At 70.2% G+C, this 12,825-nt stretch carries 14 protein-coding genes; 3 read left to right on the top strand and 11 right to left on the bottom strand.

Annotation, left to right across the window (positions count from 1 at the left end; translation table 11 throughout):
* The first annotated feature begins 48 nt into the window (after positions 1 to 48).
* Both ABGB12_RS14285 and ABGB12_RS14280 read left to right on the top strand, forming a co-directional pair.
* Positions 49 to 1,353, top strand: a complete 1,305-nt coding sequence (locus tag ABGB12_RS14285; RefSeq protein ID WP_347677905.1) for an HD-GYP domain-containing protein — start codon at positions 49 to 51, stop codon at positions 1,351 to 1,353.
* Positions 1,354 to 1,429: 76 nt separating this feature from the next.
* Positions 1,430 to 2,035, top strand: a complete 606-nt coding sequence (locus ABGB12_RS14280; RefSeq protein WP_347677903.1) for a transcriptional regulator — start codon at positions 1,430 to 1,432, stop codon at positions 2,033 to 2,035.
* Positions 2,036 to 2,083: 48 nt separating this feature from the next.
* On the opposite strand, the gene ABGB12_RS14275 is transcribed toward ABGB12_RS14280, so the two are convergent.
* From ABGB12_RS14275 to ABGB12_RS14225, 11 genes are all read right to left on the bottom strand, one after another.
* Positions 2,084 to 3,175 (bottom strand): AAA family ATPase, encoded by a 1,092-nt coding sequence (locus tag ABGB12_RS14275; RefSeq protein ID WP_347677901.1) that lies wholly within the window; start codon positions 3,173 to 3,175, stop codon positions 2,084 to 2,086.
* Positions 3,172 to 3,813 carry a nicotinamide riboside transporter PnuC gene (gene pnuC / locus ABGB12_RS14270; protein ID WP_347677899.1) on the bottom strand — a complete coding sequence of 214 codons (642 nt, stop codon included), beginning with the start codon at positions 3,811 to 3,813 and terminating at the stop codon, positions 3,172 to 3,174. The genes ABGB12_RS14275 and pnuC overlap by 4 nt, the downstream gene beginning before the upstream one ends.
* A 78-nt stretch (positions 3,814 to 3,891) precedes the next feature.
* Positions 3,892 to 4,446 carry a hypothetical protein gene (locus ABGB12_RS14265; RefSeq protein ID WP_347677897.1) on the bottom strand — a complete coding sequence of 185 codons (555 nt, stop codon included), beginning with the start codon at positions 4,444 to 4,446 and terminating at the stop codon, positions 3,892 to 3,894.
* Between the two features lie 113 nt (positions 4,447 to 4,559).
* Positions 4,560 to 4,892 (bottom strand): hypothetical protein, encoded by a 333-nt coding sequence (locus ABGB12_RS14260; protein WP_347677895.1) that lies wholly within the window; start codon positions 4,890 to 4,892, stop codon positions 4,560 to 4,562.
* Complete coding sequence (locus ABGB12_RS14255; protein ID WP_347677893.1) at positions 4,892 to 5,134, bottom strand: hypothetical protein; 243 nt, start codon at positions 5,132 to 5,134, stop codon at positions 4,892 to 4,894. Before ABGB12_RS14255 ends, ABGB12_RS14260 begins: the two co-directional genes overlap by 1 nt.
* 170 nt (positions 5,135 to 5,304) lie before the next feature.
* A complete protein-coding gene (locus tag ABGB12_RS14250; RefSeq protein WP_347677891.1) occupies positions 5,305 to 6,729 on the bottom strand; it encodes a carboxyl transferase domain-containing protein in 1,425 nt (474 codons plus the stop codon).
* A gap of 8 nt (positions 6,730 to 6,737) precedes the next feature.
* The gene (locus tag ABGB12_RS14245; RefSeq protein ID WP_347677889.1) at positions 6,738 to 8,009 is read right to left on the bottom strand and encodes a beta-ketoacyl-[acyl-carrier-protein] synthase family protein; all 1,272 of its coding nucleotides are present in this window, start codon (positions 8,007 to 8,009) and stop codon (positions 6,738 to 6,740) included.
* 105 nt (positions 8,010 to 8,114) lie between these two features.
* Positions 8,115 to 8,372, bottom strand: a complete 258-nt coding sequence (locus ABGB12_RS14240; RefSeq protein WP_106401968.1) for an acyl carrier protein — start codon at positions 8,370 to 8,372, stop codon at positions 8,115 to 8,117.
* 43 nt (positions 8,373 to 8,415) lie between these two features.
* Positions 8,416 to 9,381: a beta-ketoacyl-ACP synthase III gene (locus tag ABGB12_RS14235; protein ID WP_347677886.1), complete on the bottom strand. Its 966-nt coding sequence runs from the start codon at positions 9,379 to 9,381 to the stop codon at positions 8,416 to 8,418.
* Positions 9,378 to 10,271: an ACP S-malonyltransferase gene (locus tag ABGB12_RS14230; protein WP_347677883.1), complete on the bottom strand. Its 894-nt coding sequence runs from the start codon at positions 10,269 to 10,271 to the stop codon at positions 9,378 to 9,380. Before ABGB12_RS14230 ends, ABGB12_RS14235 begins: the two co-directional genes overlap by 4 nt.
* Positions 10,272 to 10,393: 122 nt before the next feature.
* Entirely contained in the window at positions 10,394 to 11,581 is a 1,188-nt protein-coding gene (locus ABGB12_RS14225) for a helix-turn-helix domain-containing protein (protein WP_347677881.1), read from the bottom strand.
* A gap of 197 nt (positions 11,582 to 11,778) precedes the next feature.
* Here ABGB12_RS14225 and ABGB12_RS14220 point away from each other — a divergent pair, with 197 nt between their 5' ends.
* On the top strand, positions 11,779 to 12,780 hold the full coding sequence (locus tag ABGB12_RS14220; RefSeq protein WP_347677879.1) for a sulfotransferase: 1,002 nt from the start codon (positions 11,779 to 11,781) through the stop codon (positions 12,778 to 12,780).
* Positions 12,781 to 12,825: the final 45 nt, after the last annotated feature.

Below are 12,825 nucleotides of genomic sequence, written 5' to 3'. Positions count from 1 at the left end.
TCGGTGACTTTCCCTCTATCACCGAGTGAATACGGTTAGCCTCCGCTCATGCGAGAGCTTCCGGTGGCGGCGCGGACCTACGTGATCGCGGTGATCGTGTGCGCGGCACTGCTCCTGGGCGCGACGCGCGAAGTCGACTGGTCCGCCTACGCCGTACTGGCCACCCTGTTCCTGATCTGCGACGCGATGTCCGCGCGGCTGTGGGTGAAGAGCGCCAGGGTCTCGATGAGCTACGCGGCGACGCTCGCCGCGGTGGTCCTGCTCGGCCCCGACGGCGCCGCGCTGATCGGGCTGTGCGCGCTGGCCAGCCCGCAGCGGACCTCCCTGGTCAAACGCGTCTTCAACGCCGCGCAGTTCGCGCTCTGCGGCTGGATCGCCGGGGTCGTCTTCCAGACCCTGGTCTCCTCCTACCGCGCGTCGCGGTTCGAGGAGCTGATCCTTCCGTTCGCGGTGGCCCTCGTGGTCTTCGTGGCGATCAACCTGCTGCTCATCGCCGGGGTGCTGCTGCTGGCCGAGCACACCACCGTGCGAGAGCTGCTGCGCGACGCCGGGACGCTTTCCGCGGGGTGCCTGGGGTTCGGCTGGTTCGGCCTGCTCATCGCGGGCGGCTGGGACACCCTCCACATCGCCGCGCCCGTCCTGGTGCTGCTGCCCCTGTTCGTGGCGACGTGGGCGCTGTCCCAGGCCGCGGAGAAGAAGGCGGCGCAGGAGGCCACGCTGGCGGTCCTGTGCCAGGCCGTGGAGACCAAGGACCTCTACACCCGCGGCCACAGCGAACGGGTCTCCCGCGGCTCGGTGATGATCGCCGAGGAGCTCGGCATCGCCGGCGCCCGCCTGGAGGCGATCCGCTTCGCCGGGATGCTGCACGACGTCGGCAAGCTCGGCGTCTCCACCCGCGTCCTGCAGAAGGACGGCAGACCCACCGACCTGGAGTTCGCCGAGATCCAGCTCCACCCGCTGCGCGGCCTGGAGATCGTCGGCCACATCGGCTTCCTCGAGGAGGCCCTGGGCGGCATCATGCACCACCACGAGAAGCTCGACGGGCGCGGCTACCCCCTGGGCCTCGTCGGCTCCGAGATCCCCGAGTTCGCCCGCATCATCGGAGTCGCCGACGCCTTCGACGCCATGACCTCCACCCGCTCCTACCGCCGCGCCCGCTCCATAGAGGAGGGCGTGAACGAGCTCAAACGCTGCTCCGGCACCGAGTTCGACCCCCGCATGGTCGACGCCTTCCTCCGTGCTCTGGACGTCAAGGGCTGGCAGCCCCCCGCCGACCCCCCGCCCCCTCCCGTCACCCCGTCCGTCCCGGTCCCCCGCGACCACGACGACCTCGAGGAGCCCCCCGATCCCTGACGCGTTCCCGGCCGGACACCCAGCTCGCCACCATTGCGGATATATGACCCATTCCACCCCGTGGCAGGATGACGGGATGGGCATCGCACAAGAGTTGGAAGAACTCGGCCGGGAACTGCTCAAGGCGCAGCTGGAACACCCGACGGTCCGCGGCATCGCGGAGGGCACCCTGGACGAGCGGGTCTTCCGGTCGTGGCTGGAGCAGGACTACCTCTACCTGCTCGACTACGTCCGCGTCTTCTCCCGGCTGGCGTGGCAGGCTCCCGCCGCCCACCTCGGCGACCTGGTCGACCTGGCCCACTCGACGTTCCACGAGGAGCTGAGCCTGCACCGGAGCCTGGCCGCCGAGTTCGGCGCCGACCTGGACGGCGCCGTCATGGGCGCCCCCTGCGCCGCCTACACGTCCTTCCTCCTGGAAGCCGCCGCCGACTACTCCGACGGCCTCGCCGCCCTCTACCCCTGCATGTGGGGCTACTCCGAGATCGGCCGCGCCCTGGCCGTCGACCCCCCGGCCGACCCGCGCTACAAGCGCTGGGTCGACTCCTACGCCGACCCCGCCTTCGCCGCCCTCGCCCGCCGCTGCGCCGTCATGCTCGACGAGTCCGCACCCGACCCCGCCCGAGCCCGCGCCTTCTTCACCGAGGCCATGCGCCACGAACTGGCCTTCTGGGACGTCCCCTGACCACGGGTCCCCATATCTCTCCACCGCGTTCCCGGCCGCCGGGCTCGCCTACAGGTCCGCAGCGGTAAGGGGATCGCTGAAAGCCCAGCCCCGGGCGAGGAGTTCATCGACGGCGCTGACGGCCTGCGCGAGCCTCTCGGCGGGCGTCCCCTGAACGAGCAGATGGGACAGGCCCCGGGCGGCCAGTTCCGCGGCGAACCGATCGTGCATCGCATGCCGGATCTTCTCTCCGTCACGCCAGCCGTCCTGCTCGAAGGGCACGTCGCGGACGTCGGTGAGGATCCACAGGTCGTGGCGGGCCCGCACGGGAACAGGCGGGACGCCGCCGAGGTAGCGCTCGTGCCACAACGTGGTGGCGAACGCGTCGGTGTCGCACACCAGCAGCGGTGAGGAGACCCGTGCGGCGGCGTCCTCCCAGCCGAGCTGCCGGTCGATGATCAGCGTGAACTCCTCCGAGCTCCACTCCAGGTCCTCCAGCCGGGCGGACGGATCTTCCTGCCGGGCCGCCGCGAGTTTCTCCTCGCAGTACGTGCGCCCGTACTCCGGCACCCAGCGGGTGTCAGCCCAGACGCCGCCGCGCGCCGCGAAGGCGGCGGCGAGATCCCGCGCGAGCGTGGTGGTGCCCGACGACTCCGCGCCCACCACGACGACCCGCTTCGCCAGTGCCGCCCGCACCGCCGGGGACAGGAAGCCCCAGTGGCCGACGGGATCGCCCCGGACGGCCGTGCCGCTCACGGGCAGTCGCTCACGCCCCGGATCGACCGCGACGGCCACCGCCCCGAACCTGCGGGCCAGCTCCTCCCCGTAGCCCTCGGAGCTGAAGACGGCGTCGATCTCCACCTCGTCGCCCCAGTACTGCCGCAAGCCGTGCCGGAACACCTCCACGTGCCGCGTCCACACCTCGTCCGACCCGTAATCGATCTCGACATCGTCGACGACCGGCGCGAAGTTCACCCGCGCCTGCGGGTGCGCCTCCCGCAACCACGCCGTCCGGTCGGCGAGCGGAACGCTCTCCACGCTGGCCGCCGCGACGACGACCGTCACCCGCTCGCACGCCTCGGCCGCCGTGTCGATGAGGTGGTGGTGCCCCGCGTGCGGCGGATAGAACTTCCCGATCACCAGTCCGTGCCCGTACCTCATGCCGCCGCCGGCACGCCCGTACGCCCCGCCAGATCCCGCCGCCAGGCTCGCAGCCCCACGACGCACAACCCGAGAAAAATCACATACAGGGCCCCCGTCAGGTACAGCCCCTTGTAAGCGTAGAGCGGCACATAAATGAGATCGACGGTTATCCACAGCACCCACGACTCGATGAGTTTCCTGCACTGCCCGTAGGTCGCCGCCAGCGACAGAGCCGTCGTCAGCGCGTCCCAGAACGGCACGGTCGACTCCGTGAAGGACACGAGCACCCAGGTCATCAGCGCGGTGGCCGCGACGATCCCCACCGCGATGCCCGCCCACTCCCCGCGAGAGGTCGACTGCACCAGCCGCTCGGTCCGGTTCTCACCCCCGTACAGCCACACCCACCACCCGTACAACCCGAGCACCACATAGACGATCTGCAGCGACGCGTCCGCGTAGAGCCCGCTGTCCAGGAAGATCAGCCCCAGGATCACCACGTTGACGATCCCGACTCCCCAGTTGGCGATGTGCTGCCGCACCACCAGCCAGACCGTCACCACCCCGGTGACGAACCCCAGCACCTCTCCCCAGGAGGTGGGTGTCTCCCCCAGCGTGAACGCCGGCTCCAGCAGCGGCCCGACCAGCTCGTGCAGCATTCACCCTCCAGAAATCGGAGAAGTGACGATAACAGCACCCAAGGCGCCCAGTCTGCCCCCGCTACGACGCTTTCCCTCTTACTCGGCCAAAGCCCGCTCCAGCCCCGCCAGTCGCGCTTCCTCCCGGATGAACCTGATCCAGGCGTAGGCGCCCAGGATGACGAACCAAAGAATCAGCAGCACGAACCAGGGGCTGATGAGCCACGTGTTCACCGCGCCCAACAGCAGCATGGCTCCGTAGGCGACCGGCGCGGCACGACGGTTTTTCCGCGCCTGGCAAAGGCTGTACGCGACCACGCGCCGCAACGCGGGATGGAAGGACGGATCAGCAGGCGGATGCCCCGTGCGCAACGCCCGGCTGACCACGAGTCGAGCGTGGTGGTCCAACTCGGCGAGTCCCGTCTTCTTCCGTATCCAGTGCTGCAGCCAAGTCATGCCCGCCCCGAAGAAAAGACCGAAGAGCACCCCCAGAAGGACCGCGACGAGCGGCTCGCGCATCTCCCGATCAGGACCGGTCACCCGCGTCCACAGCGCGAACAGCCCTCCGCTCAGAACCGCGGTGTAAAGGAACGTGAACCACAACGGCTGGGCGGCCCACCTGTCGCTCAACGAGAAAGAAGTCTGGTTCGTCATTCCGCCATCAAAACAACATCCACCGCAGCAACACAGCCCGAAGACCCTCGTACTCGACAACGCGGGAAAGGCGTCGGCGCCCCCACCTTCTCCGTATTCGATCGGGCTTCGATTCAGCCCGCCCTGAGGTAGTCCTCGAATGCTTCCCGCGCCAGGGCCGAGACCGTCTTTCCTTCTTTCTCAGCCCTCTGCTGGGCCAGTTCGCGCAGGGAGTCCGGCACCCGGAAGGAGACCCGCGGTGAGCTTCCGGCCTCGCCGGTCAACGAAGGACGGCCTGCGGTCTTCCTCCTGGCATCGGCGACGGCTCTCCGCACGTAGTCCTCGTCGACCCTGTTGCCGAAGGAGTCCAGGACCTCTTCCGCCTCGAGGTCCACCTCCTCCACCACATACTCGAGATCTTCCGGCCGGTAGGGCTCGCCGTAGTGTTCTTCGTACGGAACTCCCATCATCTCCTCCTCAAAGCGGTCGGCATGACGTGGATGACCAGAAGCATCTGAGGCAGCAGAAGAGCGATCACCTCAAGCTCGACCCCGCGTTCGTCCGCCCCGACCCAGACCCACCGATCATCGAGTTCGCCTCCTGTCGGCGGAACCACCACCGGCGGCCCCGAACGCATCACGTGGAGAGCATGCGCTTTTCCGATGCGGTGCTTGCGCGCCGATCGAGCGAAGACGAGCTTACGAGCCATGAAACAATTCTGTCCGACAGAAGTCTATCCCCGCCGAGGCTCGAACAAACATCCCAATTATTCGATACCTCCGATCGGCGAGAAATGGGCCCTTCCTGCTGATCGCGTTGCCCGGAGACGAGTCCGGCCGGGCCGTCGGTGGACGGGCCCGGCCGGGTGGGAGTGCGAGGCTAAAGCGGGATGTTGTTGTGGCTGCCTCGGGCCGGGATGGCCTCGGCGATGGCGCGGGCCAGGGCGGCACGGGTGCCGGTGGGCGAGACGACCTCGTCGACGACGCCGAGGTCCATGGCGCGCGGGAGGCCGCCGGCGATCTCGGCGTGCTCGTCGGCGAGCCGCTGCTCGAGGGCGGGGCGCTCCTCCTCGGGGACGGCGGCGAGCTTCTTGCGGTGCAGGACGCGGACGGCGGCCAGCGCGCCCATGACGGCGATCTCGGCCGTCGGCCAGGCGAAGACCTTCGTGGCGCCCAGGGAACGGGAGTTCATGGCGATGTAGGCGCCGCCGTAGGCCTTGCGGGTGACCAGGGTGACGCGGGGGACCGTGGCCTCGGCGAAGGCGTGCAGGAGCTTGGCGCCGCGGCGGACGACACCGCCGTGCTCCTGGCCGACGCCCGGGAGGTAGCCGGGGACGTCCACCAGGACGATCAGCGGCACCCCGAAGGCGTCGCACAGGCGGACGAAGCGGGAGCACTTCTCGGCCGACGGGCTGTCGAGGCAGCCGCCGAGCCGCAGCGGGTTGTTGGCGATGATGCCGACCGTGCGGCCGCCGAGCCGCCCGAACGCGGTGACGATGTTGGGCGCCCACTTGGCCTGCAGTTCAATGACCTCGTCGTCGGCGATGCCCTTGACCAGCGGCAGCACGCTGTAGGCGCGGCGCACGTTCTCCGGGAGGATGTCGGAGAAGTCGCGCTCCTCGACCTCGTCGGGCCGGATCCGGCCCTGGTGGCCGAGCAGGACGGCGAGTTTGCGCGCGGTCGCGATCGCGGACGTGTCGTCCGGGGTGGTGATGTGCGCGACGCCCGACTTCTTGCCGTGCGCCACCGCGCCGCCGAGGCCGACCATGTCGATCTCCTCGCCGGTGACCGACTTGACGACGTCCGGGCCGGTCACGAAGATCCGGCCGTTCTCCGAGAGGATGACGATGTCGGTCAGCGCCGGGCCGTAGGCCGCGCCGCCGGCCGCCGGGCCGAGCACCACCGAGATCTGCGGGATGACGCCCGAGGCCCGGGTCTGCTGGGCGAAGATCTGGCCGACGGCGTGGAGCGACTCCACGCCCTCGGCCAGCCGCGCGCCGCCGGAGTGCCACAGCCCGATGATCGGCAGCCGTTCGCGCATCGCCAGGTCGTAGGCGGCCACGACGGCCTGACAGCCCTCCATGCCCATCGCGCCGCCCATGGCGCGCGGGTCGCTGGCGAAGGCCACCACCGGCAGCCCTTCGATCCGTCCTTGACCGGCGAGTTTGCCGCTTCCCTCGCCGCCGAAGAGGGGGCGGAAGCTCCCCTCGTCGAAGAGTGCCTCGAGCCGGACCCGCGGGTCGCGCGGGTCGGCTGCCGCCACATCCTCGGAAACGGCCTTGCTGGAAGTGTCAAGGACGGTCACGTGGGCTCCTAAGGCTCGAGTGCCCGTTCGAATGCCAGGGTCACGTTGTGACCGCCGAAGCCGAACGAGTTGTTGAGAGCGGCGGCCGGGCCGTCAGGCAGCTTGCGCGGCTCGCCTATGACGATGTCGAGGTCGACCTGGTCATCCAGGTTCTCCAGGTTCGCGACGGCGGGCACCAGGCCTTCCCGCAGCGACAGAACGGTGAACAGCGACTCCAGCGCGCCGGCGCCGCCGAGCAGGTGGCCGGTCATCGACTTGGTGGCGGTGATGTTGACGTTGCGGGCGTGCTCGCCGAGCGCTCCCTTGATGCCGTTGAGCTCGGCCACGTCGCCCTGCGGGGTGGACGTGCCGTGCGCGTTGATGTGGACGATCTGCTCCGGCTCCAGGCCGGCGTCCTTCAGGCAGCGCAGCATCGCCTTGGTGGCGCCGCGGCCGTCCTCGGGCGGCTGCACCATGTCGTGGCCGTCGGCCGAGTAGCCGACGCCGGAGGCGTAAGCGTGGATCCGGGCGCCGCGCGCACGCGCGTACTCCTCGGACTCCAGGATCAGGACCGCGGAGCCCTCGCCGAGCACGAAGCCGTCACGCGCCTTGTCGTACGGGCGGGAGGCGAGCTCGGGGGCGTCGTTGCGGGTGGACATGGCGCGCATCGCGCCGAAGGAGGCCATCTGCAGCGGGTGGATGCACGCTTCGGTGCCGCCCGCGATGACCACGTCCGCGCGGCCGTTGCGGATCATGTCGATGGCGTAGCCGATGGCCTCGGCGCTGGAGGAGCAGGCGGAGACCAGCGCGTGGATGCCGGCGGTGGCGTTGAACTCCAGGCCCACGTGCGCGGCCGAGCCGTTGGGCATCAGCATCGGCACGGTGAACGGGGAGACGCGGCGCCAGCCCTTCTCGCGGAAGACGTCGTAGCTGTCGAGGGCGGAGTGAAGGCCGCCGATGCCCGAGGAGAGGACGACGCCGAGGCGGTCGGGGTCCACGGTCTCGCCGGGGGTGTCCTTGTGCGCGTAGCCGGCGTGCTTCATCGCCTCGACGGCGGCGATGATGGCGAACTGCTGGCACCGGTCCATCCGGCGCAGCTGGGGCTTGGTCAGGAGGCCCGTGTCGGCGGGCTCGACCGCGGCCAGGGCTGCGAACTTGACCGGGAGCTCGTCGACGTTGTCCCAGGGAAGCGGACGCATGCCTGATTTACCGGCCAGCAGAGCGTCCCACGTCGATGCGACGTCACCCCCCAGCGGGGTGGACGCTCCCAAACCGGTCACGACAACACGAGTCTTGCCCATTGCACTTGCTCCTCTTACCTGGGGGGTTTTCCACGACGCGCGGGCCTCTGCAGCGGCCCGCGCGTCGCAAGGGCTCCGGTTCCGGATCCCGGAGCCCAGGAAAGGTCAGGCCTTGGCGGCCAGGCCCTGGACGTAGTCCACGACGTCCTGAACGGTGCGCAGGTTCTTCAGCTCGTCGTCGGGGATCTCGACGCCGAACTTGTCCTGGGCGGCGACGGCGATCTCGACCATCGACAGGGAGTCGATGTCCAGGTCGTCGATGAAGTTCTTCTCGGGGGTGACGTCGGCGGCCGGGATGCCGACGATCTCCTCGACGATCTCGCCAAGGCCGTCGAGGATCGTCTGGGTGCTGACTTCAGCCATGCTCGGTTACTCCTGTATCGATTTCGAATGTTGTGCCCAGACCCTAGGGGATCTGGATGACCTGGGCAGCGTAGGTCAGACCTGCGCCGAACCCGATGATGAGGGCCGGTTCACCCGAGGGTATGTCGCCGCGCTCGATCATGCGGGACAGTGCCATCGGGATGGAAGCGGCCGAGGTGTTCCCGGCATTGACGATGTCCTCGGCGATCACCGCGTTGGGTGCGTTCAGCTTCTTCGCTATGCCGCGGATGATCCGGAGATTCGCCTGGTGTGGCACGAAGGCGGCGAGCTCCGACGGGGCGACTCCGGCCCGTCGGCAAGCCTCCAGTGCCACCGGGTGCAGCGCGGTGGTCGCCCACCGGAAGACGGCCTGGCCGTCTTGGTGGAGGAAGGAGTTGCGGTCCTCCACCTTGATCTTGTCGGCGTTCTCGCCGTCACTCCCCCACACCACCGGACCGATCTCCGGGACGTCGGAGCCGGTCACCACCGCGGCGCCCGCGCCGTCGGCGAAGATGATGCAGGTGGTGCGGTCGGTCCAGTCGATCCAGGGGGAGAACTTCTCCGACCCGACCACCAGCACGTTGCGCGCCGAGCCGGCCCGGATCGCGTCGCTGGCGGCCGAGAGCGCGTAGGCGAAGCCCGCGCAGGCGGCGTTCACGTCGAACGCGCCCGGGGCCTTGATGCCCAGCCGGAACGCCACCGTCGCCGAGGCGTTCGGCACCTGGGTCTCGGCGGTGCAGGTCGCCACGATCACCAGGTCGATGTCGTCGGCGGACAGGCCGCTGGCCGCCAGGGCCTTGCCTCCCGCGGCGACCGCGAGGTCCTCCATGGACTCGTCGGCCGAGGCGAGCCGCCGCTCGGCGATGCCCACCCGGGAGCGGATCCACTCGTCGTTGGTCTCCACCCCCCGGGCCGCCAGGTCGGCGTTGGTGACGACGTTGTCGGGCTGGTAGTGGCCGAAGGCCAGGATGCGTGCGCCGGGACGTCCGGCCGCGAGCTGGATGCTCATGCCAGTTCCCTCGCCTTCTCGATGTCCTCGGGAGTCTTCAGGCCGAGCAGCTGCACGCCCTTGAGCTCCCGGCGGGCCAGACCCACCAGGGTGCCGGACGGAGCCAGCTCGATCATCGCGGTGACACCCAGTTCGGCGAAGGCGCCCATGCACAGGTCCCAGCGGACCGGGGCGCTCACCTGGCCGACCAGCCGGCGTACGAACTCCGCTCCGGAGTCGACCACCGCGCCGTCCTTGTTGGACACCAGCTTGATCTGCGGGTCCTTCGGCTCGACCGACGCGGCGGCGGCGTCCAGGGCCGCGACGGCCGGGGCCATGTGCTCGGTGTGGAAGGCTCCCGCGACGGCCAGTGGCCGCAGCCGGGCCTTGGCCGGGGGCTCCTCGGCGAACTTCGCGAGCTGCTCCAGCGTGCCGGCGGCGACGATCTGGCCCGCGCCGTTGATGTTGGCGGGGGTGAGCCCGTGCTTGTCGATCGCGGCGAGCACCTCGTCGAGGTCCCCGCCCAGGACCGCGGTCATGCCGGTCTCGGTGACCGCGGCGGCCTCGGCCATGCCCCGGCCGCGGACCGCGACCAGGCGCATCGCGTCCTCGGGTGTGAGCACGCCCGCCATCGCGGCGGCACCGAGCTCGCCGACGCTGTGGCCGGCGACCGCTCCGGGGGTGACCCCGAGCGCCTCGAACGTCACCAGCGCGGCGGCGACCAGCAGCGGCTGGGCGACGGCGGTGTCCTTGATCTCGTCGGCGTCCGCGGTGGTCCCGTACCGGATCAGGTCCAGGCCGGCGATGTCTGACCAGGCGGTGAGCCGGTCGCGCACGCCGGGGACCTCGAGCCACGGGGCGAGGAATCCGGGAGTCTGGGCGCCTTGGCCGGGAGCTGTGATGAGAAGCACGGTCTAACCATGCCGTCCGCACCCCCGCCCGAGTCATGCCGACAGGGACGAAGTTTGATCGCTTCCCTTTGTAGGACTCTTACAACAGTGAAGTGCATCGCTTAGCCCCATCCCCTCCGTCTTCACCCGGAATGGGGGCGTTCAGCGAACCTTCCCAGCACCAGGGCTATACGCAGCGTGAAAGCCCCTCTGCCGTCCGTGGGCATCAGGCCGGTCAGCTCCGCCACCCTCCGCAGCCGGTAGCGCACCGTGTTGGGGTGGACGTACAGCAGCCGGGCCGTCGCCTCCAGTGAGGAGCCCTGCTCGAGGTAGGTGGTGAGGGTGTCCAGCAGCGGCGCGCCGGCCGTCTGGATCGGCCCGTAGACCTCGCCCGCCAGGTACTCGCGGGCGGCGGCGTCACCGTCCAGCGCGCGCTCGGGAAGCAGTTCGGAGGCGAGGACGGGGCGGGGCGCGTCCGGCCAGCCCACCGCCGCGCGCAGCCCGGCCAGCGCGGCCCTGGCCGAGGCGGTGGCGCCGTACAGGTCGGGCGCCTCGGGCCCGACGACCACCGGGCCCGGCCCGAACTTGGCGGACAGCAGCTGGGACGCGGCCAGCGGGTCGTCCGCCCCGCCGACGATGACGATCAGCCGGTGCCCCTGCACCCCCGACAGGACGTCCACGCGCAGCCGCCGCGCCGACAGCCGGATCTGGTCGGCGATCGCCTCGGGATCCTCCTCGGGGGCGTGCCCGGCCAGCACGTAGACCGGCTTGGTGGTCCAGCCGAGCGCCGCGGCCCACGAGTGCAGACCGTCGTCGCCGTCGCCGCGCAGCAGCGAGTCGACGACCAGCGCCTCCAGCCGGGCGTCCCAGGCGCCCCTGGTCTCGGCGGCCCGCGCGTAGACCTGGGCCGCGCTGAAGGCCACCTCCCGGGTGTAGCGCAGGATCGCCTCGCGCAGCTGGGCCTCGCCGCCGGGAGCCGCCAGGTCGTGCAGCCTGGTCTCCACCACCTCGCTGATCACCCGGACCATGTCCACGGTGTGCTGCAGCCGGATGGTGCGCATCATCTCGCGCGGCGCGGTGGCGAAGACCTCGCCGCCGAGCGCCACCCGTGTCTTCTCCCCGTTGCGGAACCAGTCGACGAACGCCGCGATGGAGGTCTGGGCGACCAGTCCGATCCAGGAGCGCTGCTCGGCGGGCATGCGCCGGAACCACGGCAGACGCTCCTCCATCCGGGCGAGCGCGGCGTTGCCGAAGGTGCTCAGCGCGGTCTCCAGACGCCGGGTCGTCTGCTCGCGCAGCTCCCGGTTCCCGCCCACGGCGTCGTTGTTCACGGAACAAGAGTGCCATCCCCCGCCCATGCCCTGAACACTCTCGGCGGCCCTCTCTCCGGTGGCGCCTGCTCAGGCGGCTCCCCCACCACCCCGTTCGGTCAAGGGCGGGTCAATTCTCGCCCAGGCCATGTCACGTAAACACCACCGGGCGATGACGCTCCGTCATCTTGGGGAAGCGCGCATCAGAAGGGAACGGAATGGAACGGCCGATCTTCGTCGTCGGGTGCCCTCGCTCGGGCACCACCCTCCTGCAGCTCATGCTGCACGCCCATCCCAGGATCGCCATACCCCCCGAGACACGTTTCCTGCTGCCCGCCTACTACCGGCGCGCCGAGTTCGGCGACCTGCGGGTGCGGGCCAACCGCCGCGCGCTGGGCGAGTGGATCACCGGTACCCGCGGCCACAAGTTCCCCGACCTGGGCCTGGACCCGGCCGAGACGGTGCGGCGGATCGAGGAGGCCCCGCCGACGCTGGGGTCGGCGCTGGGCACCGTCCTGCGGGAGTACGCGCGCCGCCACGGCAAACCCCGCTGGGGGGACAAGCGGCCCGCCTACATCCAGTACCTTCCCGAACTCTTCCGCCTCTTCCCCGACGCCCAGGTCGTCCACCTGATCAGAGACGGCAGGGACTGCGTCGGCTCGCTGAAGGGCATGAAGTGGTGGGAGCACGACAGCTTCCACTCCGTGGTCACCTGGGCCGCCGCCATCGACGCCGGGCACGAGGCGGCCCAGCACTGCCCGGAGGGCTCCTACTACGCGCTGCAGTACGAGCACCTGGTCGCCGATCCGGCCCCTCAGCTCTCCGCCCTGTGCGAGTTCCTGGGCGAACGGTACGACCCGGCCATGCTCCACCCGGAGGCGGTGGCCTCGGTGAACCCCAAGCGCAAGAAGCACCACGCCAGGACGCACAAGGACATCGACTCGACGGCGGTGCGGGCCTGGGAGGAGCGGCTGGAGCCGTGGGAGATCCAGCTGTGCGAGCACGTGCTGGGCGAGCGGCTGCGGGCTTATGGCTACGAACTGTCGGGGCTGGGACGTCCGCCGGCCTCGGTCCTGATCCGGTATGCCCGCACCCGGGCCTGGCGCAGGCAGGCGGCGCTGCGCCGCGGATTCAAGGACGGCTGGCGCCGGCTGCTGTCCGATGACGACCTGGCCTGCCGGTCGGGCGGCAACGACCAGAACCTGCTGACCGCCACCTGAGCGGGGAGCGGACGAAGGAGGCCGGTGACCACGATGGTCACCGGC

The sequence above is a fragment of the Actinocorallia sp. B10E7 genome, from assembly GCF_039871655.1.
Lineage (GTDB): Bacteria > Actinomycetota > Actinomycetes > Streptosporangiales > Streptosporangiaceae > Actinocorallia.
This window is presented reverse-complemented; position numbering and strand designations above follow the sequence as displayed.

Coding starts and splice junctions, on each gene's coding strand:
- ABGB12_RS14280 (WP_347677903.1), top strand. CDS start 1,430: ATGGGCATCGCACAAGAGTTGGAAGAACTCGGCCGGGAACTGCTCAAG.
- ABGB12_RS14285 (WP_347677905.1), top strand. CDS start 49: ATGCGAGAGCTTCCGGTGGCGGCGCGGACCTACGTGATCGCGGTGATC.
- pnuC (WP_347677899.1), bottom strand. CDS start 3,813: ATGCTGCACGAGCTGGTCGGGCCGCTGCTGGAGCCGGCGTTCACGCTG.
- ABGB12_RS14255 (WP_347677893.1), bottom strand. CDS start 5,134: ATGGCTCGTAAGCTCGTCTTCGCTCGATCGGCGCGCAAGCACCGCATC.
- ABGB12_RS14235 (WP_347677886.1), bottom strand. CDS start 9,381: ATGAGCATCCAGCTCGCGGCCGGACGTCCCGGCGCACGCATCCTGGCC.
- ABGB12_RS14245 (WP_347677889.1), bottom strand. CDS start 8,009: ATGGGCAAGACTCGTGTTGTCGTGACCGGTTTGGGAGCGTCCACCCCG.
- ABGB12_RS14260 (WP_347677895.1), bottom strand. CDS start 4,892: ATGGGAGTTCCGTACGAAGAACACTACGGCGAGCCCTACCGGCCGGAA.
- ABGB12_RS14265 (WP_347677897.1), bottom strand. CDS start 4,446: ATGACGAACCAGACTTCTTTCTCGTTGAGCGACAGGTGGGCCGCCCAG.
- ABGB12_RS14240 (WP_106401968.1), bottom strand. CDS start 8,372: ATGGCTGAAGTCAGCACCCAGACGATCCTCGACGGCCTTGGCGAGATC.
- ABGB12_RS14275 (WP_347677901.1), bottom strand. CDS start 3,175: ATGAGGTACGGGCACGGACTGGTGATCGGGAAGTTCTATCCGCCGCAC.
- ABGB12_RS14220 (WP_347677879.1), top strand. CDS start 11,779: ATGGAACGGCCGATCTTCGTCGTCGGGTGCCCTCGCTCGGGCACCACC.